This is a genomic window from Clostridium gasigenes (assembly GCF_017348895.1).
GTDB lineage: Bacteria > Bacillota > Clostridia > Clostridiales > Clostridiaceae > Clostridium > Clostridium gasigenes.
On sequence record NZ_CP071376.1, the window covers coordinates 3,617,034 to 3,641,674 of the forward strand.

General features: G+C 28.5%; 19 protein-coding genes and 3 pseudogenes. 8 read left to right on the forward strand and 14 right to left on the reverse strand.

Going from position 1 to position 24,641, the window contains the following annotated elements; translation table 11 throughout:
• Nucleotides 1-370 precede the first annotated feature (370 nt).
• Nucleotides 371-2,065 (forward strand): ABC transporter ATP-binding protein, encoded by a 1,695-nt coding sequence (locus J1C67_RS16940; protein ID WP_167865566.1) that lies wholly within the window; start codon nucleotides 371-373, stop codon nucleotides 2,063-2,065.
• Between the two features lie 102 nt (nucleotides 2,066-2,167).
• Here the strand turns inward: J1C67_RS16940 and J1C67_RS16945 are convergent, their stop codons facing one another.
• Both J1C67_RS16945 and J1C67_RS16950 read right to left on the reverse strand, forming a co-directional pair.
• A complete protein-coding gene (locus J1C67_RS16945; RefSeq protein ID WP_167865565.1) occupies nucleotides 2,168-2,623 on the reverse strand; it encodes a hypothetical protein in 456 nt (151 codons plus the stop codon).
• 234 nt (nucleotides 2,624-2,857) lie between these two features.
• Nucleotides 2,858-4,957, reverse strand: coding sequence for a sodium-translocating pyrophosphatase (locus tag J1C67_RS16950; protein ID WP_167865564.1), 2,100 nt, complete (start codon nucleotides 4,955-4,957; stop codon nucleotides 2,858-2,860).
• Nucleotides 4,958-5,290: 333 nt separating this feature from the next.
• Here J1C67_RS16950 and J1C67_RS16955 point away from each other — a divergent pair, with 333 nt between their 5' ends.
• Nucleotides 5,291-6,268, forward strand: a complete 978-nt coding sequence (locus J1C67_RS16955; protein ID WP_167865563.1) for a tocopherol cyclase family protein — start codon at nucleotides 5,291-5,293, stop codon at nucleotides 6,266-6,268.
• Between the two features lie 156 nt (nucleotides 6,269-6,424).
• Here the strand turns inward: J1C67_RS16955 and J1C67_RS16960 are convergent, their stop codons facing one another.
• On the reverse strand, nucleotides 6,425-8,497 hold the full coding sequence (locus tag J1C67_RS16960; RefSeq protein ID WP_167865562.1) for an ABC transporter ATP-binding protein/permease: 2,073 nt from the start codon (nucleotides 8,495-8,497) through the stop codon (nucleotides 6,425-6,427).
• A gap of 16 nt (nucleotides 8,498-8,513) precedes the next feature.
• Entirely contained in the window at nucleotides 8,514-10,601 is a 2,088-nt protein-coding gene (locus tag J1C67_RS16965) for an ABC transporter ATP-binding protein/permease (RefSeq protein ID WP_167865561.1), read from the reverse strand.
• A 316-nt stretch (nucleotides 10,602-10,917) separates the two neighbouring features.
• On the opposite strand from J1C67_RS16965, the pseudogene J1C67_RS19940 reads away from it, so the two are divergent.
• Both J1C67_RS19940 and J1C67_RS16970 read left to right on the forward strand, forming a co-directional pair.
• Nucleotides 10,918-11,103, forward strand: a pseudogene (locus J1C67_RS19940) (IS1/IS1595 family N-terminal zinc-binding domain-containing protein); the annotation flags it as partial.
• A gap of 171 nt (nucleotides 11,104-11,274) precedes the next feature.
• Nucleotides 11,275-11,808, forward strand: coding sequence for a hypothetical protein (locus J1C67_RS16970; RefSeq protein WP_207253532.1), 534 nt, complete (start codon nucleotides 11,275-11,277; stop codon nucleotides 11,806-11,808).
• A gap of 560 nt (nucleotides 11,809-12,368) precedes the next feature.
• On the opposite strand, the gene J1C67_RS16975 is transcribed toward J1C67_RS16970, so the two are convergent.
• Both J1C67_RS16975 and J1C67_RS16980 read right to left on the reverse strand, forming a co-directional pair.
• Complete coding sequence (locus tag J1C67_RS16975) at nucleotides 12,369-13,082, reverse strand: HEAT repeat domain-containing protein (RefSeq protein ID WP_167865559.1); 714 nt, start codon at nucleotides 13,080-13,082, stop codon at nucleotides 12,369-12,371.
• A gap of 141 nt (nucleotides 13,083-13,223) precedes the next feature.
• Nucleotides 13,224-13,346 (reverse strand): annotated as a pseudogene (locus tag J1C67_RS16980) (helix-turn-helix domain-containing protein); the annotation flags it as partial.
• Nucleotides 13,347-13,521: 175 nt separating this feature from the next.
• On the opposite strand from J1C67_RS16980, the pseudogene J1C67_RS16985 reads away from it, so the two are divergent.
• Both J1C67_RS16985 and J1C67_RS16990 read left to right on the forward strand, forming a co-directional pair.
• Nucleotides 13,522-13,809, forward strand: a pseudogene (locus J1C67_RS16985) (coenzyme F420-0:L-glutamate ligase); the annotation flags it as partial.
• A gap of 340 nt (nucleotides 13,810-14,149) precedes the next feature.
• Nucleotides 14,150-14,929, forward strand: a complete 780-nt coding sequence (locus tag J1C67_RS16990) for a histidinol-phosphatase (RefSeq protein WP_089967714.1) — start codon at nucleotides 14,150-14,152, stop codon at nucleotides 14,927-14,929.
• 191 nt (nucleotides 14,930-15,120) lie between these two features.
• Here the strand turns inward: J1C67_RS16990 and J1C67_RS16995 are convergent, their stop codons facing one another.
• On the reverse strand, nucleotides 15,121-15,633 hold the full coding sequence (locus J1C67_RS16995; protein WP_167865558.1) for a hypothetical protein: 513 nt from the start codon (nucleotides 15,631-15,633) through the stop codon (nucleotides 15,121-15,123).
• Nucleotides 15,634-15,862: 229 nt separating this feature from the next.
• Between J1C67_RS16995 and J1C67_RS17000 the strand changes: the two genes are divergently transcribed.
• A complete protein-coding gene (locus tag J1C67_RS17000; protein ID WP_167865557.1) occupies nucleotides 15,863-16,732 on the forward strand; it encodes a class I SAM-dependent methyltransferase in 870 nt (289 codons plus the stop codon).
• A 170-nt stretch (nucleotides 16,733-16,902) separates the two neighbouring features.
• Here J1C67_RS17000 and purB read toward each other — a convergent pair whose 3' ends face one another.
• Entirely contained in the window at nucleotides 16,903-18,333 is a 1,431-nt protein-coding gene (gene purB, locus J1C67_RS17005) for an adenylosuccinate lyase (RefSeq protein ID WP_167865556.1), read from the reverse strand.
• A gap of 140 nt (nucleotides 18,334-18,473) precedes the next feature.
• Here purB and J1C67_RS17010 point away from each other — a divergent pair, with 140 nt between their 5' ends.
• Nucleotides 18,474-18,683, forward strand: a complete 210-nt coding sequence (locus J1C67_RS17010) for a DUF378 domain-containing protein (protein WP_089967722.1) — start codon at nucleotides 18,474-18,476, stop codon at nucleotides 18,681-18,683.
• A gap of 74 nt (nucleotides 18,684-18,757) precedes the next feature.
• Here the strand turns inward: J1C67_RS17010 and J1C67_RS17015 are convergent, their stop codons facing one another.
• The 6 genes from J1C67_RS17015 to rimO all read right to left on the reverse strand — a co-directional run bounded on the left by J1C67_RS17015 (nucleotide 18,758) and on the right by rimO (nucleotide 24,629).
• Nucleotides 18,758-19,018 (reverse strand): HPr family phosphocarrier protein, encoded by a 261-nt coding sequence (locus J1C67_RS17015; protein WP_089967725.1) that lies wholly within the window; start codon nucleotides 19,016-19,018, stop codon nucleotides 18,758-18,760.
• 114 nt (nucleotides 19,019-19,132) lie between these two features.
• Nucleotides 19,133-19,393, reverse strand: coding sequence for a stage V sporulation protein S (locus tag J1C67_RS17020; RefSeq protein ID WP_089967728.1), 261 nt, complete (start codon nucleotides 19,391-19,393; stop codon nucleotides 19,133-19,135).
• Between the two features lie 157 nt (nucleotides 19,394-19,550).
• Nucleotides 19,551-21,086: a ribonuclease Y gene (rny, locus tag J1C67_RS17025; protein WP_089967731.1), complete on the reverse strand. Its 1,536-nt coding sequence runs from the start codon at nucleotides 21,084-21,086 to the stop codon at nucleotides 19,551-19,553.
• 387 nt (nucleotides 21,087-21,473) lie between these two features.
• A complete protein-coding gene (gene recA / locus J1C67_RS17030) occupies nucleotides 21,474-22,556 on the reverse strand; it encodes a recombinase RecA (RefSeq protein WP_089967734.1) in 1,083 nt (360 codons plus the stop codon).
• A gap of 161 nt (nucleotides 22,557-22,717) precedes the next feature.
• On the reverse strand, nucleotides 22,718-23,308 hold the full coding sequence (pgsA, locus tag J1C67_RS17035; RefSeq protein ID WP_089967737.1) for a CDP-diacylglycerol--glycerol-3-phosphate 3-phosphatidyltransferase: 591 nt from the start codon (nucleotides 23,306-23,308) through the stop codon (nucleotides 22,718-22,720).
• A complete protein-coding gene (rimO, locus tag J1C67_RS17040; RefSeq protein ID WP_089967740.1) occupies nucleotides 23,292-24,629 on the reverse strand; it encodes a 30S ribosomal protein S12 methylthiotransferase RimO in 1,338 nt (445 codons plus the stop codon). The genes pgsA and rimO overlap by 17 nt, the downstream gene beginning before the upstream one ends.
• Nucleotides 24,630-24,641: the final 12 nt, after the last annotated feature.

The window sequence follows — 24,641 nt, forward strand, 5'->3', positions numbered from 1 at the left end:
ATTTTGTTTTAATATAAGATTATGCTAGCTATAAATAATTATATTGTACATAAATTTTATAAATCATGTTACAATTTCTAATTTTTAAGATTTATGTTATAATTAGCATGTTAAATCACTACATAATTGTAGTATTTATACAAAATAAAATTATTTTAATTATCTTGTGAAAGTGAGATTAAGAAGTACATTATTACTTATTTACAAAATATTGAAAGGAAGTGTCCTCTTAATGAGAATTGAACGAATTAACTACTCGGTACAGTTGAAATAATCTGTAAGCAGATTGTGCTGAGGTTAAATTTATTTGCTAACAGTATCAACTGTACTAATTTTTGATTTCATATTAAAAATTAAAAGGAGTACAGTTATGAAACACTATTTAGATATTTTAAACAAGAAGAAATTACTGGTTATTGGTTATATATTATTGGGAATAGTATTGGCTTTGCTTAATGCTTTTAGTGCCCGCTATTTTCAAAAGGTATTAGATGATTTTGGAGATAAGACCCTTTCTTTCACGACAATATGTATTTATGCATTTATTTTAGTACTCATCTGTGGCTTTAACTATTTCAATGAATATCCAAGTTGCAAATTGTCCCAAAGTATATACTTGGATTTTAAATTAAAGGCATTGAAAAAAATGAGTACCATAGATTATCGACACTATCAATCATTAGGCACCGGTAATTTGGTTCAAAAAATAGAAAACGGAGCTAATGCAGGTAAAAGCATATTATTTGATTTTTACTTTAGATTATTTAGTGAATTAATTCCAAGTATAGTTTTCAGTTTGATTTTTATTGCCAATATTGACAAGCATATTATGATTTTTATTGCAATTGGTTATGTACTTGTCTTTGCTGTAACCAATATTTTGCTGAAATACTTATATAAAATTAAAGCACATATTTTAAATAATGAAGAAATCTTTAATAAATATGTAGTTCGTGGCTTTATGGAATTGATTGTATTTAGAACTAATAAAAAATTTGAGCATGAGATAAGCAAAACATCAAATGCATCTGAAGAAATTGTAAAATCAAAGACTAAAATGAAGATGATTCACGAAGCATTTTTTGCAATTTTCGGATTGTTTATTACACTTATAAAAGTAATTATTATATTCATTAGTTGGAAAAACAATGCATTGTCCGTAGGTTCAGTAGTTGCGTTACTTACCTTGATTGATAAGGCATATTCGCCAATTGCTATATTTAATGTATTGTTTGTACAATGTAAATTAGATAAGAGTGCCTTTAGGCGATATACGGATTTATTGGATATGCCAGATGATCTTAAATTGAATTCTGGAAAGATAGTAAATTCCATAGAGGGTAATATATATTTTAAGAACGTGTGCTTTTCCTATGATGAGAAGAACATCTTTAAGGATTTATCCTTTGATATTCCTGCTGGGAGTTCAGTTGCATTTGTGGGAGAAAGCGGTTCAGGAAAATCAACAATTGTTAAGCAAATCATAGGTTTGGTTAAGCCAGATGCAGGAAATATTTATATTGATAGAAATGATTTATCAGAGCTTAACTTAACTCATTTTTACAATCACGTTTCTTATACTTCGCAGGAATCTCCTATTTTTGATGGAACATTACGAGAGAATATTGTTTTCGACAAAGATATTTCCGACCATATAATTATTGAAGTATTAGAACGTGTTAGCCTAACATCATTTTATTCTTCTTTACCAAAAGGACTTGATACAGAAGTTGGTGAAAGAGGTGTTATTCTTTCAGGTGGAGAACGTCAAAGATTGGCATTATCCAGAGTGTTCTTTGGGGCTGCAAAAATTGTTATATTGGATGAAGCTACTTCAGCCATGGATAATATTACTGAAGAATTGGTAATGAAAAATATTATGCAATTCTTAAAAAACAAAACAATTATCACTATTGCTCATCGTCTGAATACAATAAAAAATGTTGATAAAATCTATGTATTTAAAGATGGTGAAATTGTTGGTATGGGTGACTTTAATGAACTATTATATCATAATGAATATTTCGGACAGTTATGGAATGCAACAATGAAAAATCAGAGATAGATTTTAATTATTACATTAGCTTGGATATTTTATAATGCAATGTAATTTATAAATTACATTGCATTATTTAAATGGATTGATATCATTCAACAGCTTTTTAGTCTACCTTCTCTTGCAAAATACCCCTCTAATTATTATAGCTATTCCTACTGCAATAAATCCAAATAACATAATAGCTTTAAGTAGATTAATAGGCATAAATACCATTCTAAAGTTCATTAATATACCTATAAAGAACCATATAATCCCGATTGAAACTAATGCCCATCCAGCAAATGAATTTTTATTACATAGTATAATTATAATTCCTATCATTAATAAAATAAAAGCTACTCCACAAGGTGTTCCTAGTGTTATTCCCCTTGAAAATCCAAGCCCCGAATATATCATTGTATTTTTAAATACTATAAGAATTCCTATTAATACTATAATTGATCCTATTAAACTTGTTAAATTATTAATTCTAATTGGTGGTTTTCTATAATGTCTATAACTTGGCATTAAATTTCTTCTAAACCCTCTTCTAAATCTTCTTTTATACCTCCTTTCAATTCTCAACTCTATGTTACCTCCTTAAAATTATTAAGTAGCCTGCTTCCTATATATAAGTTCTAAATATAAATTCTAATTTGTTTTTTAAATTTTATTCATCTTCCCAAAAATACTATTTTATATTAAGGATTTTTTTCTTATACTTCTATTTTATGTATTAAAATTTAATATGTGATTACTTTCATATTACAAAAACCTCTCATAGTGGATTTACTACCATGAGAGGTTTTAATTCATTTTTTATAGTATTCCAAATGTTAATATAAGCGTTGCAAATACTATTGATACCATTGACATTAGTTTTATTAGTATATTTAGTGATGGTCCTGTTGTGTCCTTAAATGGATCTCCAACTGTATCTCCAACTACTGCTGCTTTATGTGCCTCTGATCCTTTTCCGCCTAGCACTCCAGATTCAATGTATTTTTTAGCATTATCCCAAGCACCTCCTGAATTAGCCATCATAATAGCTAACACAAACCCGGTTACTGTAGCTCCTACAAGTAATCCTGCCACTCCATTTGGTCCAAGTAGCAACCCAACTATAATTGGTGTTAGTATTGCTATTAAGGCTATTCCTATTAATTCTTTTTGAGATGATTTTGTACATATATCTACACAAGCTGCATAATCTGGTTCTTCTGTTCCTTCCATGAGCCCTTTTATTTCTTTGAATTGTCTTCTTACTTCTACAACTATTTTACCTGCTGCCCGTCCAACAGCATCCATAGTTCTTGATGCAAATAAAAATGTAACCATTCCTCCGAGAAATAATCCTATTAGCACTTGGGGATTAAGTACTGATAAGTTAAATTCAAAAGCTCTTCCTCCATTTTTAACTAATGTTTCAATTGAGTCTTTGTATGCTGCAATAAATGCTAGTGCCGTTAATGCTGCTGATCCTATAGCAAACCCCTTTCCTGTTGCTGCTGTTGTATTTCCTAGTGAATCTAACGCATCAGTTCTTTTTCTTACTATTGGATCTTGGTTTGACATTTCTGCTATGCCGCCTGCATTATCCGCTACTGGTCCATAGGCATCTGTTGCAAGAGTTATTCCAAGTGTTGATAACATACCAACTGCTGATATTGCTATTCCATACAGTCCTAAACTAAAATCATTTTGTCCTCCTGATAATGTAAAGCTAACAAAAATAGAAATTCCTACTATAATTACTGGCATTGCAGTTGATGCCATTCCAAGAGATAGCCCACTTATTATAGTTGTTGCTGCTCCTGTTTTTGTAGATTCTGCAAGCTTCTTTGTTGGTTTATAGTTATCACTTGTATAATATTCTGTAAAGAATCCAATTAAAACACCTGCTATAAGTCCTGATAATATACTGTAATACACTCCCATATAATTAGATCCTAGTACATTTCTAACAATAAAGAAAGCTCCAATTGCGACAATTATAGATGATACATATACCCCTCTTCTAAGTGCCCTTAATAGATTTTTTTGAGTAGCATCCTCTTTAGCTTTTACAAAAAATGTAGCTATTATAGATGCAATTACCCCAAGTGATGCTACAAGTAATGGTATTGTAACACCTTTAATTCCAAGACCTGCTGCAACTGCCAGTGCACTTGATGATACTAATGATCCTACATAAGATTCATAAAGATCTGCTCCAAGCCCTGCAACATCTCCTACATTATCTCCTACATTATCTGCAATAACTGCTGGATTCCTTGGATCATCTTCTGGGATCCCAATTTCAATTTTCCCAACTAAATCTGCTCCTACATCTGCAGCCTTTGTAAATATTCCCCCTCCAACTCTAGCAAATAGTGCCATAGATGAAGCTCCCATACCAAAAGTTAGCATATTTGATGTTATTTGAGCTATACGTTCTATTTCTGGTAGTGCATTATAATACCAATCTAGAATATAGTACCATATTCCTAAATCTAGAAGTGCAAGGCCAACAACAACAAGGCCCATTACAGAGCCACTTGCAAAAGCTACTTTCAAAGCACCGTTTAAACTTTTCTTAGCTGCATTAGTAGTTCTAGCATTGGAATTGGTTGAAACTTTCATTCCTAAAAACCCACTAAGCCCCGAAAAAAATCCTCCTGTAATAAATGCAAAAGGTACAAATATAGATACGTACCCCATCCTACTTAATATAAAAAATATTATAAACATCCCTAAAAAGAATATTGAAACACCTTTATATTGACGAATTAAATATGCATTAGCACCTTCTCTGATACTTTCAGCTATACGCTTCATAGCATCATCACCTTCATCTAACTTAAAAATAGTAAATGTTAAATAGGCTGCAAATAATAATGCAAGTGTAGCACCAATTGGAACAAAAACAATTAAATCCATTATGATTCCTCCCTCTTTATATTTATTTTAGTGTTCTGCCTTTATAATTTTCACTCTTTATATACTATGAATCTAATTTTGTTATTATATCTTCTATATTTCTAATCTTAATGGATTTATATACCTTCAAAAAGTAGCTAGTCCTATTCTTGTATATTTTCTTTCATCTCACTTATCCTAATGTTTATTATTTTAATTACTACTAATTAGTTTTTATATTTATAATAAATGTGTATATTTTATATTTATTATAGAAAATATACATATATAAGGAGTCTTAAAAATATTAGTCTAAAGTAGCATTTTTTTGAAGATGCATTAGGAGGAGCTTATATGAAGAAGCTTATTAACCCTGATTTATATCATGGTAAACATAAAAAAAAGAATTTTTTTGAAGGTTGGTATTTCAAAATTGTAGATAAGAATAATGAAAATCAATTTGCTTTTATTCCAGGTATTTCCAAAAGCATTAAAGCGAAACATAACCATTCTTTTATCCAAGTATTAAATAGTGAAAATCGTAATTATACATATTATAAATATAATGAAAAGTGCTTCCGTTATAATAATGATAATTTTAAAATTAACATAGATAAAAGTCTTTTTGCCTTAGATCGTTTAAAATTAGATATCTCTTGCAATAATAAATCATTAAAAGGTAATCTAAAATTTAACAACACTATAAAATGGCCTGATTCTAATATAAATCCTGGCAGTATGGGCTTTTATAATTACTTATGGTTTATGAAATGTTATGCCCAAGTTTGTGTTTTAGATGGTGATATTGAGGGAGTCTTATGTGTAAATGGTGAATTAATAGATTTTACTGGGGGCACCGTTTATATTGAAAAAAACTGGGGAAATAGTTTTCCAAAATCATGGGTATGGATTCAAAGTAATAGCTTTAGTGATAATAGAGCCAGTGTTACATGTTCTTTAGCTACAATCCCATTTCCAATAAAAGATTTTCGTGGATTTTTAATTGGAGTAACTATAGATGATTATTTTTATAGTTTTACTACTATTAATAGAAGCAAACTAAACCTTAAACAATGTGGCACCGATGTAGAAATAACTGTTTATAATAAGAATCTAAAACTCACATTAAAAACTTTTAGTTATAAAGATACATATATGCTTTGCAAAGGTCCCCTTAATGGTAAAATGATTCCCTTAGTTAATGAAACCTTATTTGGTAAAGTTTTAATGATTTTAGAAGATACTAAAACTAACGCTATAATATATAAGGGAGTTGGAGAAAGTACAGGAATTGAGTATGGTGGTGAATTATTAAATATAATAGATAATTAATTATAAAAGAGCTCCACTAAGCAGCCTTTAACAGTATTTAAACTGTATCTACTTAGTGGAACTCAATTACTTTTACAAATGCTAATATTTAATTACCTTTCACATAAAGTTCTTTAAACATTATTTACATTTCAACCAAATCTAATAATAATTTGATTATCTACGTTTTAATGCATCTATTGGATCCATTTTTGATGCTTTTAATGATGGATATAATCCTGAAATAATACTTAATGTCGCACAGAATAATAATATTAACCCTGCATCTTTAAGCGGTAATTTAGCTACTTCCATATATGGAGCATTGTTTGCAAAGGTTCCTAAGAATTTATAAACTAAATTATTAATTACATTAGAAATTCCTATAGAAATTCCTATTCCTATTATTGCAGATAGTATTCCTATAATAAATGATTCTGCAACAAATATATTCATTATATCTTTGCTACGGGCTCCAATTGCACGCAGTATACCTATTTCATTAGTTCTTTCAAGAACTGAAATATATATAACTATTGATATCATTAATACCGCAACTACAATAGACACTCCTGCAAACCCCATTAAACCCATTCTTACTTGTTTCATTGTACTCTCAATTTGCTTTGTTATAGTTTTACCTGCCATTTCAAATTGATATTTATCTTGATTTCCATCTAATCTCTCTACACTTGCTTCAATAGATTCTGCACTTTTACCATAAACTATCATGCTAGAAGCTTCCATTTTTTTCTTATCTAAATTAAATTCCTTTTCATAATATTTAATATTCCAATCACTTGAAACATAATATGTATTCATAAGCGTTGTTGTATTTGCAATCCCAGATATTTTAAGAGGCTTTACTATTATTTCTGGAGGTTTTCCTTGACCCCTCATCTTATCTGAATGACTTGTTTGTTTCACAAAAGAAACATATATATTTTTCCCTATTAGATCTTCTAATTTTTCGTCATCTTTTATTATATTTTTTGCAGTTGAAAGTGAAATTACAAATTCATTTAATTCACCTTCATTTGGTACTGTTCCATATTGAATATCATCCTTAACATCTTCAATTATTCCTGGTGACATCATATCAATTAATCTTTTTATTGTATCCTCTTCTGATAATTTATTAAAGAAGTCTTCCGCCTTTAATAAATCTTCTTCTAAAGAGTAAAATGACATCATTGGTATGTCCTCACCTTTAAGTGGAAATTGATAAGCATAAAATTCATTATCTAATGAATTAATTTCTTCTATATCTTCATATCCTAATTTTTTAATATCATTTGGATTTTTATCTATATTTTCTTTATATCCAACCATCACCGAGTTCGTAGGAAAAATCCCTCTAACCTGTGTATTAACCGAATTAGTTGTTCCAGATGTAATTGCAATTGCAAGAGCTATTCCCGCTATTCCAATTGATGTTCCAATAGCTGTTGCCAGTGTACGTCCCTTTTTAATCCAAGCATTTCTGAGTGATAGTTTTAATGCAGTTAATACAGACATTTTAGATTTTGTTTCTTCTTTTTTAATTGGAATAATTTCCGTTTCCGTACCCTTAGCTAAATTTTCATCTATGGAAATTATCTTTCCATCTTCCATATTTATAATTAAATCCGCATAGGCCTCTGCGATTTCTGGCGAATGAGTTACCATTAAAATCAATCTTTCCTTTGATATCTCTTTAAGTAAATCCATAACTTTTTCACCAGTTTTTGCATCTAATGCTCCTGTTGGTTCATCTGCTAAAATAATATCAGGATCATTTGCAAGTGCTCTTGCAATTGCCACACGTTGGCGTTGTCCCCCGGATAATAAATTTACTCGTTTTTTTATTTGATCCAAAAGACCTACTCGCTCTAATAAATATTTTACTTTTTCTGATCTATCTTTTTTAGAAATTCCTGATAAATCTAAGGCTAATTCAACATTTTGCTTAGATGTTTGTGAATTAAGTAAGTTAAACTGTTGAAATATAAATCCTATTGTATTTTTACGATAGGAATCTAAATCCTTTGTCCCAGCTTCCTTTAATGATTTACCATTAATAATGACATCACCTTCAAAATCACCATCTAATGCCCCTAAAATATTCATTAAAGTTGTTTTCCCACATCCTGAAGGACCAACAATCGCTACTAAGTTACCACTTGCTAATTCAAAAGTCACATCATCTAATGCTTTAATTTCATGTTCTCCAATTTTATAACTTTTCTTTAAATTTTTAATTTGTAACATTCCTATTCCCTCCTCTCTACTCATCTCTTAAAGCATCTACAACTTGAATTTTAGTTGCTCTTTTTGATGGAAAATGACCCGCCATAATTGCTACAAATACACTTATAACTATTAATCCTATAATTGTTGCAAATGGAACTTTAATATCTGTAAATGGAATTCCGGATATTGGAATATTAATCAACTTATCAGCATCAACTTTAAGAACATCAGTTATTACTTTATTTGCTATTGGTTGTAATAAGAATGCTACTGCTATTCCTGTTACCCCTGCAAATAATCCTATTAACGCAGATTCAGTTTTAAATATACGTGCAATATCTTTATTTCTTGCACCTACTGCCTTTAAAATTCCAATTTCTTTTTTACGTTCAAGAACACTTGAGAATACAACAATTCCTATTAAAATAGATGAAACTACTAATGCTACAGATACAAATACAATCATAACTGCTTGAGCTAAATTAATTAGTGTTTTTAATGCATCCTTCACCATAATGACTTGTGATGTTGCATAAAATCCTTTATCTACACTATTTAACTTATCCCCACTACCACCATTCTCTTGACTATTTATCCAATTTAATACTTCGTGATTATTTTTCACTTCATTAACTACAACTTCAGCGGTTACTTGCACATTATCTTTTAAAGCAAAGTATCCCTCTTCGTTAAGCCAACTATATACTGAATCATATGTATAATATACAGATCCTGAATCTAGAGCAATTTCATTTGCAACTCCAACAATCCTAAAATCTTTAGTATATTTATTTCCAAGTACTTCTTCTCCTGTTAATGGACTCTTACTAGTTTCTTGGATTATTACATTTATCTCTTTATCTATAGCTTTTTTATAATCATCTTTTTCTGGATCCATTCCATACTCTTTGATAATCTTTTTTGCCATATTTTTATTTACTAGTAACTCATTCTCATTCTCTTTTGGCAACCTACCATCTAGCACATGAGTTATATTAGCTAAATTATTTTCACCAGCTAAGGCATTAAATGAAACCTCTTCTATAATTTCATTATTAACTTCATAAGTTGTTATGTTATTAATATTTAAAGCCTCTCTTACCTCAACTACATTTGGATTTTCTTTAATTTTATCAAATTCTTTAATATCTTTGGGATATTCCTTAAGTTGTCTTTCTTCATCTTTAAACTTCATTCCAACTTGTATCACATTTGCACTTACAAAAGAATTGGTTTGACGATCAATATAATCATTAGCTCCATTCCCAAGCCCAACAACTAGTAGTATCCCTCCAATTCCTATAGAACCTGCAATAGTTGTTATAGCTATACGTCCAATTTTTTGCTTAATGTTTCTAAATGATAGTTTTAATGAATCTCCAAAAGACATACTTCCATTTTTCTTTTTAAGTTTTGATTTCAAATGGTTTGTATCTGCTTTAATAATCACCTCATCATTTTGAATCTCCCCATCTAAAATAGACACAACTCTTGTTGAATATTCATGAGCTAATTTTCTATTGTGAGTTACCATAATAATTAGTTTATCATTTGCAACTTCCTTTAATAAATTCATTATTTGTATTCCTGTTTTTTTATCTAATGCTCCTGTTGGCTCGTCAGCTAAAATAATATCTGGATCATTTGCAAGTGCTCTTGCAATTGCAACTCTTTGTTTTTGTCCTCCAGATAATTCTCCCGGTTTATGATTCATATGTTTTTCAAGCCCAACTTTTACAAGAAGCATTTTTGCACGTTCAATACGAATAGCTTTAGGTAATCCAATTAAGTTCATAACCATTTCTATATTTTCTAGTGCTGTTAAATGTTCAATTAAATTAAAAGATTGAAACACAAACCCAATATTATTTTTACGATATAAGTCCCAATCTTTCTTTTTATATTTAATTGTTGATTTACCTTCAACAATTAAATCACCGGTTGTAGGCTGATCAAGCCCCGCAATAATATTTAACAATGTAGATTTACCACATCCTGAAGGTCCTAAAATAGAAACAAATTCACCTTTTTCAAAATTAAGCGACACTTCTTTAAGTGCATTAAAAGTTTCTTTCTTTTGTATAGAATATGTTTTAGTAATCTTATCTAAATTTAAAAGCATAAATTTCTCCTTTCTAATTCCACCTTAGCAACAAAAAATAGCTAGTTAATACTCTAGTCTATCTTAAATGATTATCTAATTTTATTCTTTATTAATTAGTACTTCTCATTATTGTTATAAATATATAATGATTATGAATTCATAATAATCTATTCTCTGTTATTAGTCAACATATAAAACAAATGTATCCCTTACACTCTCAATCACTACATATTATTGTCATTTCTACGTATATTAAATCCTAATTAACAATACAAATTCTATTAAAAGTTTAAAATTTTCCATTTATGACAATACTTCAATAGAGGTGATTAAAATGAATATTTACAATACTGTACCTAATATATCATTAAATCTTGATAGTCTAAATATTCTAGACTTACTTTATAAACGCCAAAATAATATTAAAACCTGTCCGCACTGCAACTGCACTAGTTTTATTAAACATGGCTATTATAAAACTCTTCAACGCTTTAAATGTAGCAATAAAATCTGTAATAAAACCTTTTGTGCAACTACTAAATCCCCATGGAGTTATTCTAAGAAAAGTTTCGACTTATGGAAAGATTATTTTAAACTAATGTTTGAAAACAAAACACTGATTGAATGCTCCACCACTTTAGATATACATAACACAACTGCATTTTACTGGCGCCATAAAATTCTAGTTGCAATGAAATCATTCTTTAAGCCTCAGCCTCTTAAAGAATTTATAGAAATAAATAAATTTCGTTTCAAAGAAAATTTTAAAGGATCTAGAAATATAGTTACTGATGAAAGAAAATATATTTGGCTTATATCGGCTGTTGATATAAATAATACTATTTTATCAGAACTAGTTTCAGTGGGCCCTATTAGCGTACCTATAATCAAAAATTCTATTTATAAAAAAATCCCTAAAGATGCTTATCTACTATCTTCTGCAGATACTCACTTGAGAGCAATAGAAATAATTCATAATAAAAACCTAACAACTCCTCATCCAAAGGATAAGGAACTTGTTAGGTCTTTTAGTAAATTCATAGCACCTTGGCTTAATAGATTTAAAGGAATAGCAACTAAATACTTAAATTCTTATTTAACTTGGTATATTTTGAATTTCAAGAAATATTATAATAACTTTATGAAGTTTATTATTGATTTGACTCTTGAAAATTCATTTACTAGATTTATTGATTTCAAATCATTTAATCTTTCTCTTAATTGATATTTACTATCAATTAAGCATATTATATAAACTTATATTGCAACGTAAATTTTGAGAATACTAAATATATTTACTCTATATTGTTAATATATTTATACTCTTACTATTTTTCAGTTTCTTATTTATTAGCTATAAATGTTGTTATATAAAATAACTAATATAAAATAACTAATATAAAATAACTAATATAAAATAACTAATATAAAATATTTAAACTTTAATATCTCACATTAAAATTTATGTAAATCCCTATCAGCTTTTTTTAGTTCAATATAATTAATAATACTTATCCTACTAATTATTACTGTGAACTTGTCCTTTGATTATCCATGGTGATATTTTACTATTATATTTAACAACATTTATCGCTAATAACTACGATTAGTTACCAATAGCTATATTACCTCTATTTATATGTTGCATTAACTCTTATCGCAATTACTATTATTATTACTATAGTTATTATTCTATTTTTACAATTAAATTCCTACATATATTAACTTTTATAAACCTTATTAATTCTAAACTTAATTTCAACAATATTATTCCATTTAGAGTGGTTATTTTATCAAGTTCAATGATCTCTCTGCTTCTTTTTTAACAATATCTATGCTTTCAATTTTAATTATTTCTTTTAGTTTTGAAATTACAGTTTTATTATTAAAAGCTGAAAACGACATTACTATTTTCCAACGAATAATATTATCTTCTTTATACTTTTCATAACAGTTTATAAGTTCCTTAATGGCTATTTCATTATCTGCTTCTTTATTATAAAAGCATAAAAAGCCTATGGCATCAACTAATTCTCTAGCTTCTATTACATCACATTTATTAAGTTCTTTTAATAATGTAGATAATACTGAAATATTCATTTTGCCAATAGTTCTTGCTATAATATCTCTTGGCAATGGGTAACTATTTTTCTTTGAAACTGTCTTTGGTAATTCCTTATGCTGGTTTTTGCCTATTCTACCTACATACTTAAACATTTCAATTAAAGTCTCATCGCCTCCCCTATCTAATACATTACATATCTCTATCTTTGTATATAGACTCTTTTCTCTAACTAATATATCTAATATTAACTTATGAAATTCTAATTGATTAATATTATTATCCTTAGATAAAAGCCTTATAGCCAAGGTCCTTTCATAAGCCTTTTTAGATTCTATTATTTCAAACAAGTCTGGATTTCCCACTAAGCAAGATTTATCTATATCCATATCTTCTATATACCCTCTGTTTCTTAAATCATATTTGCTACTTTTCATATACCTTACCGCCTTTATACCTACTACATCCCTAGATTATATATATTCATTATTAAAATTGAAATTATTATTTTTTAACAACGCAGGCTATCCCTAAATTTATTTTCGCAAATTCTAATAATAAATCCTGTAATCCTAATTCAGTTTCATAATTGATTGGCTAACTGAAGGTTGTGTCATATAAATCTCTTTTGCTGCTTTAGAACAACTCTTGTATTTACCTACCGTGCAAAATACTTTATATAAGTCTAGTTTTGTTATCATATAACTTCTCCTTATACCTATTATTCAATTTATTAATTTTACTTATATAATTAATTTAGTATATATTACAAGTATAGACAATAAATTTTAAAAGTATTAAGGATATATTATATTGTAAAGATTAGTTGGAACTGTGTTAAGAGTCTTCGTTGCCCAATTATAAACCGTGGAAATAATAGCAAAGGGCATTTCTAAGAAAATAGTTTTAATGCTTAGCTATCCATCTGATGAAGTTGGTAATCAGTTAGTAGATATAGCTATGCTTGATGAAAAAGGTGTTAATCCTTGAACAGATGTTTTAACTGAAAAACAATTTCGTGATTATTTCGGATATGAAAAGCATACTTTTACAGGTGTTGATTATATAGATTATTATAAATCTTTAATTGAAGAATATGGTGTTGATTGTGAAGTTATATTTTCAAACAATCCAGAAACTATCTTAGCCATACAAAATAATATTTGAAATAACTTAAACTAAATAAGTAGTCTAAATTATTATTTAGACTGCTTATTTTTTATAGTTCATTCTGATCAAATTGCTTTTTAATTAAGGTTCCTTGAAAAACTAATTGTTCATGATTTTATTAGTTGTATTATACATATTGCAAAAATAGTCTATTTATAGATACTCATGTTATAATATACTAAGTATTTATTAATTTTATTATTAATGAAATTAAATATATAACATAGGAAAATACTTAGCTTAGGCATATTTTAAAAATAACACTTCAATCTGCTAGTTTATTTTGCACCTTGCCTTGTTATTTTTTACAAATGCCTTAAATGGAGGAATACTAATGAAAACTAATTATCACACCCATAACTATAGATGTAATCATGCAAAAGGTACTGTTTTGGAGTATGTTTTAGAAGCACTTAATGCCGGCCTTGATGAAATAGGTATATCTGATCACTTACCTCATCCTGGTAAAGACTTTGCTTCAAAAAGTAGAATGTCCTATGATGATCTAAATAATTATTTTAATGATATAGATGAAGCAATTAAAATATATGGGGATAAAATATCTATAAAAAAATCTATAGAATGTGAATATTTCGAAGAATATCAATGGCTTTATGATGAACTTAGAGAAAAGTATAAAGTAGATTACTTGATACTTGGAGCTCATTTTTTTCCTTATAAAGGTGAAATGACATACATAGGCAAAGTAGATTTAACCCCTGAATTATTAGAGGATTATGTTAATTATGTTATTACCTCAATGGATTCTGGTAATTTTAATTACTTAGCTCACCCAGATCTTTTTGGAATGCAATATTTGAATTGGGATGAGCATTCAGAAAAAGCTTCAAGAAGAATTTTGCAAAAAGCACAAGACCTTAATATCCCTTTAGAAATAAATATAAATGGACTAAGAAGATCAACAATTCTATATAACAAAGGAGAAAGACATCCCTATCCTCATAAAGACTTCTGGAGTCTTTCTAATGAATATGATGTTGATATAATTATAGGGATTGATGCTCATAACCCTAGTGAAATGAATGATTTAGATATGGGTCATAAATTTGCTAAATCTCTAGGAATATCAGTAATAGATAGACTAATATTTTAGGACAACCCACATCTAAAAATAATAATATAATCTGGCTAGTTATTTTTTGAATATCCCTTATGCTACTAATTCTAGCATTTTACATAAAAATTAAGAGAGTAATTTAGTATTCTTTAAAATACTAAATTGCTCTCTTTTAATTATTTATATTGTTAATAACTTTTAATAGGTTTAAAAGCTCTTTTCTATTTTTATCTTTCTTTTAAAGAATCTATAAAGTCTATAAATTCATAATTGTTTTCTTCATTTACTTTAATTACATTTTGCAATTCATCAAGTTCATTAACTTTATATAATTCTATTAGTGAATTTTTATCTTTACCAAAGTATTGCGAAACTATTTTAATTCCATCTACAGAATTCATATCTATGTACTCTGCATATTTTTTATCTTCAATATAAGTTATATTTCCTATTTGTTTATCTAATGAAACAACTTTTATTACTGTAAGCGTTTCTCTATTATCATTTATGAAGTTTAAGAATTCATAGAACTTTTTATGATCATTACATTTAATGTACTCTTCTCCAGTTCCATAACCTGTTCCATGCACATTTTCCTTTTCTTTTGAAGATACTATTCCTTCTGAAAAGAAATAATTAAGTTCTTCTAACCACTCTTCACCTAAATATTCTTCTTCCTCCGGATTAATTTTAAACCATACACTTATTTCTTTTGTATTTTTAACTATATCATTTTCCATAATAAATCTCCCTTTACTTAAAACTATTGAATATATCATCTAATTGAGTCTTTAATTTAAACTTTATATAATAATAATTTTGCCATATCTTTTAATAAAAAGAAAGGGAAATTATATTTTTTATTCTTTTATTTTTATAATCTAACTAGACACAGTATATTATGGTAAAATATTGTTAAACTAATAAGTAATATGAGGTAGTATTACAGCCTAGTAAAGGATGAAAATTATGAAAAACTTAAAATTTTATTTTAAATTTATTATATATTATTTAACTAATAACATTATAAGATCAAAAGATATTGGGAAATCTTTTGATAGGATAAGTAATAATTATGATTCTATATATTTAAAACAAATTATTAATTCTAGTACTCCTATGCTTGATGAAATAATAAATAAGTTGCAATCCAATACTAAAGAAGATTTGAATATTTTGGATCTTGGTTGTGCCACTGGTTTTAATAGTAACTATATTTATAGGAAATTAAAAACCGGCACCTATATTTTAGTTGATATTTCCAAAGGCATGCTAAATAACGCTAAATCAAATTGTGATTTTAACTGTGTTTTTGTAGAAAGTGATATGTTAGCTTATTTAAATAAATGTTCTGATAATTCTATGGATGTAATAATTTGTTCCTATGCCATTAGCTATAACTGTCCTAAAAAAATAATTAAAGAATGTTGCCGAGTTCTTAAAAATGGTGGCTTCTTTGGAGTAATTGATAATTTAAAAGGAACTTTACCTGAACTTAAAAAACTTTATCCTAAATTGCTTGTTAATCATCAAGATTTAGTAAATAAGCTTATTGTTAAATTACCTTACTCTAGAAATGAATATTTCTTTGAAAAAATGTTTGTTGATAATAGATTTAATAGAATAAATTTAAAATCTGACTCACATATGCTTAATTTCAATAATAAGACTATCCTATGCGATTTCCTTTGTACATCCGGCATATTATCCCCTTTAGATTCAGCAATTGATTTAGAGCATCCTAGAGTGAAATCTACTTTAGCAAATTTGTTAGACTATTATAATATAAATAATCTTACTCATAAATATATTTGGGGTTCCTTTAGAAATGATAAGTAAGTCAGGGTAAAATAAATATCAAGAATACTAACTTGTTATTTATTTGGATATATCTAACCTAAGGTACTTAAAAATAAATAATTTATACATATCTACATGATGAGTAGAAAAAAGACTGAAAGCTAGATATAACCTAACTTTCAGTCTTTTTTTATATGCCTGATATAATTTTAAACGCTTATATCACTTTTTATTTCTAAAGCTTCCTTATTTGCTTCTATTATTGGATTTATATATTCTTCAATAAATTCTACTGTTTGACTTGGTGCTCTACCAACAAACTTTATTGGATCTATTATTTTAAGTATTTCTTCTCTTGATAATTTAAAACTATCATCATTTATTATTCTTTCTATAAGATCATTATCAAGACCTTCGCCCTTAACTCTTTCTGCCGCTGCCATTGAGTGAAGTCTTATGCTCTCATGAAGTTCTTGTCTGTCACAACCTAATTTAACAGATTCCATCATTATGTTTTCCGTAGCCATAAATGGTAACTCATTAATTACATGAGCTGCTATTACCTTTTCATATACAACCATATTTTCTGCTATGTTAATATAAAGGTTTAATACTCCATCAAGTGCAAGGAATGCTTCTGGAACCGCTATTCTCTTATTTGCTGAATCATCAAGTGTTCTTTCAAACCATTGTGTTGATGCTGTTATCGCTGGGTTTAATGAATTAACTATAACATATCTAGCTAAAGATGCAATTCTTTCACTTCTCATTGGATTTCTCTTATATGCCATTGCAGATGATCCTATTTGATTTTTTTCAAATGGCTCTTCAATTTCTTTCATACTTTGAAGTAATCTTAAATCATTACTAAATTTATATGCACTTTGTGCTACCTGTGATAATGTATTTAAAATTATTGAATCTAATTTTCTTGGATAAGTTTGACCTGTAACCCCATAACTCTTCTCAAATCCCATTTTTTCAGCTACTATTTTATCTAATGCCTTAACCTTAGTCTCATCATCTTCAAAAAGATTCATGAAGCTTGCTTGTGTTCCAGTAGTTCCTTTAACCCCTAGTAATTTTAGAGTTGATAACAAGAAATCTATATTTTCAATATCCATCACTAAATCTTGCATCCAAAGTGATGCTCTTTTTCCAACTGTAGTTAATTGAGCTGGTTGAAAATGTGTAAAACCTAGTGTTGGCATATCCTTATATTTCATTGCAAAGTTTGATAAATGATTTAATACTGTTACTATTTTCTTTTTAGTTAAAAGAATAGCATCTCTCATTATTATTACATCTGTATTATCCCCTACATAGCAACTAGTAGCTCCTAGGTGAATTATCCCCTTAGCACTTGGACATTGTAATCCATATGCATATACATGGCTCATTACATCATGTCTAACTTCTTTTTCTTTCTTTATTGCTTCTTCATAATTTATATTATTAATATTAGATTTAAGCTCTTCAATTTGCGCCTCAGTAATATTAAGTCCTAATTCTTTTTCACCTTCTGCTAATGCTACCCATAATTTTCTCCAAGTTGTAAATTTCATATTATCAGAAAATATGTAGCTCATTTCCTTTGATGCATACCTTGAATTTAATGGTGAGTTGTATAAATCTCTCATCCTATATAACCTCCGAATATTTTTATATTTTCATTTCATATAATTCGTATTATATCATAAATATAATATTTTTTCAGTTATATTATAATTTTTTTTCTCATATATATAAGTTGAAATCGAAATCAAAGGAGGATTTTTCTATGTTTAAATTATCAATAATTGATAAAATTTCATTCTTATTAGTAATAATTGGAGCTATTAACTGGGGTGTAATAGGTTTATTTAACTTAAATTTTATATCCTTATTAGTTGCAGGTTCAATCATTTTACAAAAAATTATTTATATTATGGTATTTGTTGCCTCTTTAAACTTAATTTATTTGGTATTCAAATGTAAGACATTTAAATAAATTTAATTCTTACATATATTTTTCACAATTTTATTTTTCAAATGCAAAAAGAGTGCCAAATGGCACTCTTTTTATTAGTCTTCTAAAGTTTCTATTAACTTAACTATTGCATCTACTGCTAAAGCTTCGTCATCTCCGTTTGCTGAAACGTTGATTGCCGCACCTTTAGTAACTCCTAATGAAAGAACTCCAATTAAGCTCTTAACATTAGCTTTTTTACCGTTAAATTCTATGCTTACATCAGATTTGAATGATGAAGCTTTTTTAACTAATAAAGTTGCTGGTCTAGCATGTAAACCAGTTCCGTTGTTAACTACAACCTCTTTAGATACCATTAAAACACACCTCATTTACTAAATTTAATTTAGTTACCTAGGTAACTACTCCATTATAAACGCAAAAAGATAAAATTTCAAGTTTTTACTTAAAAGCTTTTCATTTTTTTAAAACTACCTTGGTTGAATGATTAATTTTATAGCTGTTCTTTGCTCACCATTAATTAATATATCTGTGAATGCAGGAATACAAACTATATCTTTTCCGCTAGGAGCCACGAATCCTCTTGCTATAGCTATTGCTTTTACTGCCTGATTTATAGCACCTGCCCCCACTGCTTGAATTTCTACTATATTCTTTTCTTTAATAATAGCCGCCACTGCACCTGCTACTGAATTTGGATTAGATTTTGTTGAAACTTTTAATACATCCATTTTACCATTACCCCCTATTTAGAAAATCGTTTACACTTTGATGCAAACTATATTCTTGCTATTTTATATATTCTACTAAAATTGTATAATTCCTTTTATATTTATATATATTTTGCAAATAAAAATACATTTTGCAAAAGCAAAATGTATTTTAAATTTATTTAGCAAAATCAACGGCTCTAGTTTCCCTTATAACGTTGATTTTAATTTGTCCTGGATATTCTAATTGTTCTTCAACTTTTTTAGCAAGGCTTCTAGCTAATTCTATTGCACCTGCATCGTCTAATTTATCTGGTTTAACCATAATTCTAATCTCTCTACCAGCTTGAATGGCATATGACTTTTCTACACCCTCATAAGAATTTGCGATTTCTTCAAGATTTTGTAATCTTTTAATGTAATTTTCTACTGCTTCTCGTCTAGCACCAGGTCTAGCTGCTGATATGGCATCTGCTGCTTGAACTAACACAGCTTCTAATGTTAACATTTCAACGTCACCATGGTGAGCTGCAATGGCATTACAAATTGCAGGGGATTCATGGTATTTTTTAGCCATTTCTCCACTTATAACTGCATGTGGTCCTTCTTGTTTTACAACTTTACCTATATCATGTAATAAACCTGCTCTTCTTGCTAGATTAGCATCTAATCCAAGTTCTGAAGCCATTAGACCAGCTAAATATGAAACTTGTATGGAATGCTTTAATACATTTTGTCCATAACTAGTTCTATATTTTAATCTACCAAGTAGTTTAGTTATTTCTGGATGTAATCCATGAATACCTGTTTCAAGAGCGGCTTGTTCGCCTTCTTCTTTGATATCAATTTCTACATCTTTCGTAGCTCTATCTACCATTTCTTCAATTCTTGCTGGATGAATTCTTCCATCTACTATTAACTTTTCAAGTGCTATTTTAGCTATTTCCCTTCTTACAGGGTCAAAGCTTGATAAAATAACCGCTTCTGGAGTATCATCTATAATTAAATCTACCCCTGTTAACGTTTCAAGTGTTCTAATGTTTCTTCCTTCTCTACCAATAATTCTACCCTTCATTTCATCATTAGGTAGGGCAACAACGTGTACTGTTGATTCTGAGACATGGTCTGCAGCGCATCTTTGAATAGCACTTGTAATAATTTCTCTTGCCTTTTTATCTGCTTCTTCCTTTGCCTTTGCTTCTATATCTTTAACCATCATAGCTGATTCATAAGTAATTTCCTTTTTGATTTCATCTAAAAGAATTTCCTTAGCTTGATCAGAAGAAAGATTTGCTATTCTTTCAAGCTCTTCTCTCCTATTTTTATGCAGTTCTTGTATATTGGCCTCCATTTGATCAATTTTTTGCATTCTATTATTGATTGTTTCTTCTTTCTTTTCTAAAAGATCACCTTTTTTATCTAATGACTCTTCTTTTTGAATTAATCTTCTTTCAAGCCTTTGGATTTCATTTCTTCTCTCGCGAGAATCTTTCTCAAAATCATTTCTTAGTCTATGAACTTCTTCCTTTGCTTCTAAAATAGATTCTTTCTTAGTAGCCTCAGCTTCTCTTTTAGCATTTGCTAATAAATTTTCCGCCTCTTTTTCTAAGCTTTCAATTTTACTTTTTGAAGCACTTTGTATAGCCTTATGTAATATAAATCCTAAAACAACTAATATTACTATATCAGCTAATATCCAAAAAAATATTTCCATATTAACACCTCCTAATATATTTAACCCATTTATCTTTTAATAAGAAAATGTAGTCGGTGTCATACTTAATTCTTGCTGTTACTTTGATTATGACAAACCAGTATTTGCTATTATTTTATCTTAAAAATAAAATTATGTCAAGTTTAGTTAAATAAAATCTATTTATTAAATTTTAATCTTTTACAATTATTAATTTATCAATATATTCTATATAAACTTATTATTAAACTATAAAATATTCTTTAAGACTTATTTTGAAAAATTTTCGAAAAAATTAGACTAGCGCTTAGAACTTCTTTTTATAAGAAGTTCTTTTACACCAGTCTATATTATAAACATATATTTATATTTATATTCATACTAAGTTATACTACCAAGAAATATTTTTTATTTTTTTTCAGTTCCCTTACTTGTTTCCTTTACCACTTTTGCTGCTTCTTTAACCGCCTCTTTTAGATTCGGTCCTTTTGCTAATGGTAAATTATGTTTTGCTCTAATTTTATTTTCAATATCTAGAGCAACTTCTGGATTTTCTTTTAAGTATATTTTAGCATTTTCTCTACCTTGGCCTAATCTTATTTCTCCATAAGCAAACCAAGCTCCACTCTTTTGAACTATTTCATCTTTAACACCAACATCTACTATATTTCCTTCTCTTGATATACCTTCATTATACATTATATCAAATTCAGCTTGTTTAAATGGTGGAGCTACCTTATTTTTAGTTACCTTAATTCTTGTTCTGTTACCTACAATGCTATCGCCTTGTTTAATTGAATCTATTCTTCTTACATCTAATCTAACTGATGAATAGAACTTTAAAGCTCTTCCACCTGGAGTTGTTTCTGGGCTACCAAACATTACTCCAACTTTTTCTCTTAGTTGATTAATAAATACAACTACGCAATTAGATTTACTTATAGTTCCTGTAAGTTTTCTTAATGCTTGTGACATTAATCTTGCTTGAAGCCCTACATGTGATGCTCCCATTTCGCCTTCTATTTCAGCTCTTGGAACTAACGCTGCAACTGAATCCACAATTACAACATCAACTGCACCAGATCTAACTAATGCTTCTGCAATTTCTAAGCCTTGTTCTCCAGTATCTGGTTGTGAAACTATTAGGCCTGCTATGTCAACTCCTAAGTTTTTTGCATATCCCGGATCCAAAGCATGCTCAGCATCTATAAATGCTACAGCTCCGCCTGCCTTTTGTGCTTCTGCTGCAATATGAAGAGCAACAGTTGTTTTACCTGAACTCTCAGGCCCATAAACTTCTATTATTCTACCTTTTGGAACTCCGCCAATTCCAATTGCAATATCTAAATCTAAACATCCTGTTGAAACAACATCTAGATTTAACTTACTATTTTCTCCTAATTTCATTATTGCACCTTTACCAAATTGTTTTTCTATTTGGTTCATTGCATTCTCAATCGCCTTTAATTTATCTGCATCTAAATTCGCCATAATTATTCCTCCCTCGAACATTTGTTCTATACTTGAATTATAAATTAATTATTGTATATAGTCAATATTTTTTTAAAATATTTTCCATATTAAAAGTTCCATCTAGATACTAGAAGGAACTCTCTTTTTTATCAGTATTACCCAATTATTATGTTTTTAAACTATTTATCCATATTTATAACTTTTTTATTCTTTCTAAAATAATCTACGCCTGAAAGTATAGTTGCTATTACCGCTAATATTAATAATGTATTTGGTACATATTTAAGAGTTGTTTCCATAAATACATTACCCACTACTAATGATGTAAGATATTTTGATGTACCTACACTAGCTTGTATTAATAAGGCTACTATTGCAATTATTTGAATAACAGTTTTAACTTTTCCCCAATAACTTGCAGATATTATTTTCCCTTCTGAAGCTGCTAAAGTTCTTAAGCCAGAAACTGCAAATTCTCTTGCAATTATTATTACAGCTGCCCAACTTGGTATTACCTGCATTCCAACTAATGAAATCAATGCGGCTGTTACTAGAAGCTTATCTGCTAAGGGATCCATAAACTTTCCAAATGTAGTTACTTGATTTCTACTTCTTGCTATGTATCCATCTAATTGATCAGTAAGTGAAGCTATAATAAATATGATTGTAGCTATAAATGTCCCAAAAGGAATGCCTTGAGCCGCTATAAAAATTAAAAATAATGGTACTAAGAAAATTCTTAGCATTGTAAGTTTATTTGCCAAATTCATTGCATACATCTCCCACTAAATCATACTCTAATGTTTCTATTACTTTTACTTTTACTATATCACCTATTTTAATATCTTCTTTACTATTTATATAGAAAAGACCATCTATTTCTGGAGCCATTTCTGAATTTCTTCCCATGAAATATTTACCTTTTCTTCCTTCTATAATAGTATCATATATTCTTCCCATTTTCAATTTGTTTAATTCTTTTGATACATCTTTTTGCAGAAGCATAAGTTCTCTTTCTCTTGTAGCTTTAACTTCCTCTTCAACTTGATTATCCATAGTAGCTGCTGGTGTTTCCTCTTCTCTTGAATATTTAAACACACCAACATTATCTAACTTATAGTCTTGTAAAAATTCTTTTAATTCTGTAAAGTTTTCATCTGTTTCACCTGGAAACCCAACTATTAATGATGTTCTAAGCACTATACCTGGAACTTTTTCTCTTAATCTTTTTATTTTATCTGTTATAGTCTTCTTATCTGTTCTTCTTGCCATTAATCTTAATATATTATCACTTATATGTTGTATTGGTAAATCTAAATATTTAACAACTTTAGGATTACTAGCTATTTCATCTATTAATTCTTCTGTAATTTCTTCTGGATAGCAGTATAATAATCTAATCCACTCTATACCTTCAACTTTAGAAATTTCTTTTATTAGCTTATGAAGATTTTTTTCATTATATATATCCATACCATAAAAAGTTAAATCTTGCGCTATTAATATTACTTCTTTAACTCCATGGTCTCTTAAATGCTTAACTTCTTCAATAATATTTTCTATTTTTCTACTTCTAAACTTTCCTCTTATTTTAGGAATAATGCAATAAGTACAGAAATTATCACAACCTTCTGCAATTCTTACATATGCAGTATGCTTATCTGTTGTTAATAATCTTATTCCTTCATTAATGTTATCATCACTATAATTCGTAACTCTAACTCTTTTTTCTTCCTTTATGAAATCCATTATTAATTTATGTATTTTCATATAATCATTAACGCCCATTAATATATCTATCTCAGGCATAGATTCCATTAATTCATCACCATATCTTTGAATTAAACACCCTGTGGCTATTAACATTTTGCACTTATGTTTTTGTTTATACTCTGCCATTTCAAGAATTGTGTCTATAGACTCCTGTTTTGCTTTTTCTATAAACCCACATGTATTTACTATTATTATATCTGCATTCTTAGGATCATTAGTTATTTCATAATGCTTATTAATTGATCCTAGCATTAATTCTGAATCCACTCTATTTTTATCGCACCCAAGGCTTATCATTCCAACTTTATATTTTTCCAAACTTTATTTCCT